This window comes from Streptomyces turgidiscabies Car8, assembly GCF_000331005.1.
In the GTDB taxonomy this organism is placed as follows: domain Bacteria; phylum Actinomycetota; class Actinomycetes; order Streptomycetales; family Streptomycetaceae; genus Streptomyces; species Streptomyces turgidiscabies.
The window spans coordinates 1-5,698 of record NZ_AEJB01000484.1; the positions used below are offsets into that span (position 1 = coordinate 1).

Below are 5,698 nucleotides of genomic sequence, written 5' to 3' on the forward strand. Positions count from 1 at the left end.
GCCGGCACGGCGGAGGGCCTCCTGTCCGTGGCGGTGTACTGCGCGCTGGTCGGCGAGGACGTCCGCCATGGGCTGTCCCTGTCGGTCAACCACGGCGGCCCCTCGGCCGCGACGGGCGCCCTGACCGGCGGTCTGCTCGGCGCCCTGCACGGCGAGACGGCCCTCCCGCCCGCCTGGCTGGCGGAGCTGGAGGGCCGACCGACGATGCTGGTCATCGCCGACGACTTCGCCATGGAGATGACCCAGGGACCGGCGCTGCACGGCCCGGCGGGATCCTCACCGGGGTGGCTCGCCCGGTATCCACGGGCTTGACGGGTGATGCGGGGCGGATGATGCGGGGCGAACGACCCGGGACGGGGTGACCCGTCCCGGGTGAGGCACCGGGCCGTCCCCTCAGCCCACTCCGTCCTTCGTCCGGCGCTTCCCCGGCACCACGTCCGCCGGCTCCTGGGCGGGGACGGGCACCCGGACCGAGGTGCTGTCGTCCCCGTCCGTGTTCACGGTCTCGATGATCGCCAACCGCTCCGGCGTGTCCTCGGGCCGCAGGAAACCGATCAGGATGTAGAGCACCAGCGACACGGCCAGCGGGATCGACACCTGGTACTGGAGCGGCACCCCGCCGTCCACGTTCCAGTTGATCGGGTAGTTCACCAGCCAGAAGGCGAGCAGCCCCATCGACCAGCTGCCCAGTGCCGCTGTCGGCCCCGACCGCCGGAACGGCCGCAGCAGGCCCAGCATCATCGGGATCGCCATCGGACCCATCAGACCGGCCACCCACTTGATGACGACCGTGATGATGTCCTTGAACGCGGGGGAGTTGACCTGCGTCGCCGCCGCCATCGACAGCCCGAGGAAGACGACCGTCGTCACCCGCGCAGCGACCAGCCCCGACGAGTCCGACCACGCCCGCGCCCGCTTCCAGACCACCGGAGCGACGTCCCGGGTGAAGACGGCGGCGATGGCGTTCGCGTCGGACGAGCACATGGCCATCGTGTGGGAGAAGAAGCCGACGATGACGAGCCCCAACAGGCCGTGCGGCAGCAGCTGTTCGGTCATCAGGGCGTAGGAGTCGGAACCGTCCGGCTTCTGCGACTGGACCAGCAGCGGGGACATCCACATCGGGAAGAACAGCACCAACGGCCAGACCAGCCACAGGATCGCCGACAGCCGCGCGGACCGCTCGGCCTCCCGGGGAGTGGCCGTGGCCATGTACCGCTGCGCCTGGTTGAGCATGCCGCCGTTGTACTCGAACAGCTTGATGAAGAGGAACGCGAGCAGGAAGACCGTGCCGTACGGACCGACCAGCGGCTTCCCGTGGCCCTGCAGCGCGGGGTCGTCCCAGACCCCGAAGAACCCCCCGTGGTCGTCGAGTTTGCTGACGACGGCCACGAACATGGCGATTCCGGCGAGGAGTTGGATGACGAACTGCCCCAACTCCGTGAGCGCGTCGGCCCAGAGCCCACCGATCGTGCAGTAGACGGCGGTGATCGCGCCGGTGATGAGGATGCCCTGGTTGAGGGACATGCCGGTGAAGACGGACAACAGGGTCGCGATGGCGGCCCACTTGGCGCCCACGTCCACGATCTTCAGCAGCATCCCGGACCAGGCCAGCGCCTGCTGCGTCTTCAGGTCGTACCGGTTCTTCAGGTACTCCAGCGGGGACGCCACATGGAGCCGGGACCGCAGCCGGTTGATGCGCGGCGCGAACAGCTTGGAGCCGATGGCGATGCCGAGCGCGATCGGGAAGGACCAGGTGACGAAGGACGTGACGCCGTACGTGTACGCGATACCGGCGTAACCCGTGAACATCACCGCGCTGTATCCGGACATGTGATGGGAGATGCCGGACAGCCACCAGGGCATCTTCCCGCCGGCGGTGAAGAAGTCGCTGACGTTGTCGACCCGTTTGTGGGACCAGACACCGATGGCGACCATCACACCGAAGTACGCGATGAGCACGGTCCAGTCGAGACCGTTCATGTGCTCCCTCCCAGGGGCGTCGAGCAGGTCGAGCGGGGGTGTCGAGCGCCCGCTCATCGTCGATCGCTGGCATGGCAGCGACAACAGCCCGTATGGTCAAGAGGGAGTAAAGAAGTTCGCCGCACTGACTTACGTTCATGTCCATGAACTCGGCGCGACCACTGAAAGTTTGGCGGAATATCAGCTACCGCATCAGCTCACCCGCGTTCACCAGCAAGGACTGTCCCGTGATGGCCCGAGCCCGCTCAGACGCCAGGAACACCACAGCGTCCGCGACATCCCCGTCCGTGGCCAACTCGGGCAACGCCATCCGCTCCGCGAGCCGCCGCCGCACCTCGGTCTCCGGCACCCCTTCCCCCTGGGCCGTGAAGCGCACGTACGCCTCCACCGGCGGCCCCCACATCCACCCCGGCAGCACGGTGTTGACCCGTATCCGGTGCGGTCCGAGCTCCCGGGCCAGCGAGTACATCGCGCTCGTCAACGCCCCCTTCGAGGCGGCGTACGCGGCCTGCCGCACCTGCGAGGGCGCCGCCACGGCGGACTGCGTCCCGATGAACACCACGCTCCCGCCCCGCTCCTTCAGCGCCGGCAGACAGGCCCGCGTCATCCGCAGCGTGCCCAGCAGGTTCACGTCGACGACACCCGCCCAGCTCTCGAAGTCCGCGTCCTCGATCCCCCCGAAGTAGCTGTCCCAGGCGGCGACATGGGCGACCCCGTCGATCCGCCCGAACCGCTCGCACGCCAGCGCGGCCAGCGCCCGGCACTGCTCCTCGTCGGTGATGTCGGTCGTCCGGTACGCGGTCCGCGCCCCGTCCGGATCCAGCTCGGCGGCGGTCTTCACGAGGTGCGCCTCGGTACGCGCCCCGAGGACGACGTTCCCCCCGTCCCGCAGTACAGCCGCCACGACCTGACGCCCCAGCCCGGCCCCGACACCGGAGACGACCACGGTCTTCCCTGTGAGCAGCGACATCGAAGCCCTCCCCGACTCTGGCGGATTATCTGACGGAGCGTCAGAGTATGGGCGTCCGAAGGAGGAAGGAAGAGAAAGGAAGAGGAGGAGAGGGGATGGGAATGGACGAGAAGGGAACAGCCGGGAACGAGGGAACGGCCGGGAACGAGACGACGGCCGGGAACCGGATGACGGTCGAGAACGAGGCGACGGTCGGGAAAGAAGCGACGGTCGCGAAAGAAGCGGCCGTGGGAACCCGTAGTGAGGTGTACGCCGAACTCGCGGCCCTCGGTCCGTACGGCGTCCACCCGGGCCACGCGCTCATCACCATGGTCGAGCCGCACCCGGGCCACGAGTACGCCTACAACCGCTGGTACGAAGACGATCACTACTACGCCGGCGCGATGGCCATGCCCTGGATGTTCTCCGGCCGCCGCTGGGTCGCGACCCGGGACCTCCAACTCCTGCGTTACCCCGAGAAGTCGGCGGTCGCGCAGCCGGTCACGGCGGGCTGCTACCTCTCCACCTACTGGATCACCCAGGGCCGTTACGCCGACCACATGCGCTGGACCGTCGGCATCAACAAACGGCTCAATCGCGACGACCGCGTCTGCCAGGACCGTACCCACGTCTTCACCGCGTTCCAGGACCACGAGACGACGGTCTACCGGGACGGCGACGCCGGCCCCCGCGACTTCCACGCCCTCGACCACCCGTACGCGGGGCTGGTGTTGCAGGTCATCGACGCCGAAAGCCCGGCGGGGCGGGCGGAGTTGCTGGAGTGGCTGCGCACCCGGTACCTGCCCGAGAAGCTGGCCGGGTCACCCGTCGCCATGGTCACCGTCTTCCACCCGACCCCGCTGCCCGGTGACCGGATGACGTACGTGAAGCAGGTCGAGGGAGTGGACGTACGGCTGACACTGCTGTGGTTCCTGGAGGCGGATCCACGGGACTGCTGGGAGCCGTACTTCACGGGACTGGGGGAGGCAGTCGACGAAGAGGGCCTGGGGCGGGTGGAGTTGGTGGCACCGTTCGTCCCCACGGTGCCGGGGACGGACCTGTACGTGGACCGACTCAGGTGATGATCTGAGGGCGGCCCGGGTCGGCCGGGCATGGCCGAGCCCCCTCGGCCAGGACGGCGGGCCAGTCGAGAGGGCTCTTCCTGTGCTGCTTATGGAGTTGTGAGAAGTGGCGGTGAAGCATCAGATGAGGTCGGACGCTCCCCGGCTGATCTCTGCCACGAACGAGTTCCATGAGTCGGCCGGGAAAGCCAGCGTCGGACCTGCCGGGACCTTGGAGTCCCGGACCGACATCGCCGCGAGAACCGGGGACTTGACCTCGACACACGCGCCGTTTCCGGTGGAGTACGAGGACTTCGTCCAGGTGCTCGTGGCGCCTTGCTGAATTGCCATGTTCGCTCCGCTTTGACCAGGGGGTGAGTTGCTGTCGCCGACCGGAGGGCGCCCTGCGGAGCCCTCGGCACGGTTTGCGCCAACGTTGTTCCTCGATGGCCTGATCGACGCTACTCGCCAACGCCCTTATGCGGACCAACCGTTCACTCGACCGGGTGGCATATACCAGCGGGGTCTTCCACTGGCGTGATGCGGAGGTGTAATGTGCGGCCCTTGCTTCTCCAGGACGTCAGCGTGCGTACTCTTTCGCCAAGTCCGCGATGAATTGCCGGGATTGGTCCACGTTCAGGGCCTGTGCCCGCAAGTGTTCGTACATGACGCTGTACTTCTGAACGTCCTGCGCCTTCTCCAGATAGAGGTCGCTGGTGACGCCCTCGATGTAGACCACGCTGGAATCGGCCGCGTCGGGGAACTCCAGGATCGCGTACTGGCCGTTGAGGCCCGGATGAGCCCCCATCTCGAACGGGATGACCTGCACCGTGACGTGCGGCAGCTGCGACTGTTCGACCAGGGACTCCAACTGCTCCCGCATCAGCAGCTTGTTGCCCACGAGCCGGCGCAGCGCCGCCTCGTCGAGCACCGTCCACAGGCGCAGGGGGTTCTCCACGGCGGTGATTCGTTCCTGCCGACGCAGCCTGACCTGGACGCGGTTGTCGATGTCGCTGGAGGCGGTCTCCGGCAGCGCGCCGGTGATGAGGGCCTCCGCGTAGGGGCGGGTCTGCAACAGCCCCGGGATGACCTGGGGGTCGTAGACGCGCAGCGACGCCGCGTCCGTCTCCAGTCCGATGTACACGCTGTACGGGACATCCCCGAACGCGTGCCACCAGCCCTGCTGGCGGGAGTCCTTGGCCATCTCCATCAGGGAGTCGACCATCCGCTGGTCCTCGACCTCGTACACCCCGCACAGGTCGCGGACATCGCGCTGGCTGATGCTGCGGCGGCCGTTCTCCAGCCGGCTGATCTTCGACTGGGAGACCAGCAGCCGCTCGGCGACCTCTTCGGCCGTCATGCCCTTCTGTTCGCGGAGCCTGCGCAGCTCCTGGCCCAACCGGCGTCGCCTGACGGTGGGATTCACATTGGACGCCATGGGACGTGCACCTCCGGCTGCGTACCTGTACTTGCCACTTTCCGTATCTGCTGTTGAGCAGACTGCCACCAAGGTGCGTGGTACCGCTGGGAAACTGCGGATATGCGGTGCCGAGGCGGGAGATATGCGCGCGGTACACGCCAGTTCGGCGGATTCCGCTTATCCTCCCCGGTCCGTTTCCGGTCGTCTTCGGACGCGCATGTGCCGGACGACATGTGCCGGATGCCCGCTGTGTGTCTGTCGAGCACCTGCTGGGCGACTGGTCCCGGA

At 67.7% G+C, this 5,698-nt stretch carries 6 protein-coding genes; 2 read left to right on the forward strand and 4 right to left on the reverse strand.

Annotated features, from left to right (window positions below):
• A partial coding sequence (locus STRTUCAR8_RS34915) for an ADP-ribosylglycohydrolase family protein (protein WP_006380957.1) occupies positions 1 to 312 on the forward strand: 312 nt, incomplete at its 5' end.
• Between the two features lie 81 nt (positions 313 to 393).
• Here STRTUCAR8_RS34915 and STRTUCAR8_RS34920 read toward each other — a convergent pair.
• Entirely contained in the window at positions 394 to 1,980 is a 1,587-nt protein-coding gene (locus STRTUCAR8_RS34920) for a sodium:solute symporter family protein (RefSeq protein WP_006380956.1), read from the reverse strand.
• 184 nt (positions 1,981 to 2,164) lie between these two features.
• A complete protein-coding gene (locus STRTUCAR8_RS34925) occupies positions 2,165 to 2,950 on the reverse strand; it encodes an SDR family oxidoreductase (protein ID WP_006380953.1) in 786 nt (261 codons plus the stop codon).
• A gap of 101 nt (positions 2,951 to 3,051) precedes the next feature.
• On the opposite strand from STRTUCAR8_RS34925, the gene STRTUCAR8_RS34930 reads away from it, so the two are divergent.
• Complete coding sequence (locus STRTUCAR8_RS34930) at positions 3,052 to 4,011, forward strand: hypothetical protein (protein ID WP_407705433.1); 960 nt, start codon at positions 3,052 to 3,054, stop codon at positions 4,009 to 4,011.
• Between the two features lie 120 nt (positions 4,012 to 4,131).
• On the opposite strand, the gene STRTUCAR8_RS50600 is transcribed toward STRTUCAR8_RS34930, so the two are convergent.
• Entirely contained in the window at positions 4,132 to 4,341 is a 210-nt protein-coding gene (locus STRTUCAR8_RS50600) for a DUF397 domain-containing protein (protein ID WP_006380954.1), read from the reverse strand.
• A 229-nt stretch (positions 4,342 to 4,570) separates the two neighbouring features.
• The gene (locus tag STRTUCAR8_RS34940; RefSeq protein WP_006380955.1) at positions 4,571 to 5,428 is read right to left on the reverse strand and encodes a helix-turn-helix domain-containing protein; all 858 of its coding nucleotides are present in this window, start codon (positions 5,426 to 5,428) and stop codon (positions 4,571 to 4,573) included.
• Positions 5,429 to 5,698: the final 270 nt, after the last annotated feature.

Excerpts from the sequence above, each read along its gene's own strand:
- STRTUCAR8_RS50600 (WP_006380954.1), bottom strand. The coding sequence starts at position 4,341 with ATGGCAATTCAGCAAGGCGCCACGAGCACCTGGACGAAGTCCTCGTAC.
- STRTUCAR8_RS34925 (WP_006380953.1), bottom strand. The coding sequence starts at position 2,950 with ATGTCGCTGCTCACAGGGAAGACCGTGGTCGTCTCCGGTGTCGGGGCC.
- STRTUCAR8_RS34940 (WP_006380955.1), bottom strand. The coding sequence starts at position 5,428 with ATGGCGTCCAATGTGAATCCCACCGTCAGGCGACGCCGGTTGGGCCAG.
- STRTUCAR8_RS34930 (WP_407705433.1), top strand. The coding sequence starts at position 3,052 with ATGGACGAGAAGGGAACAGCCGGGAACGAGGGAACGGCCGGGAACGAG.
- STRTUCAR8_RS34920 (WP_006380956.1), bottom strand. The coding sequence starts at position 1,980 with ATGAACGGTCTCGACTGGACCGTGCTCATCGCGTACTTCGGTGTGATG.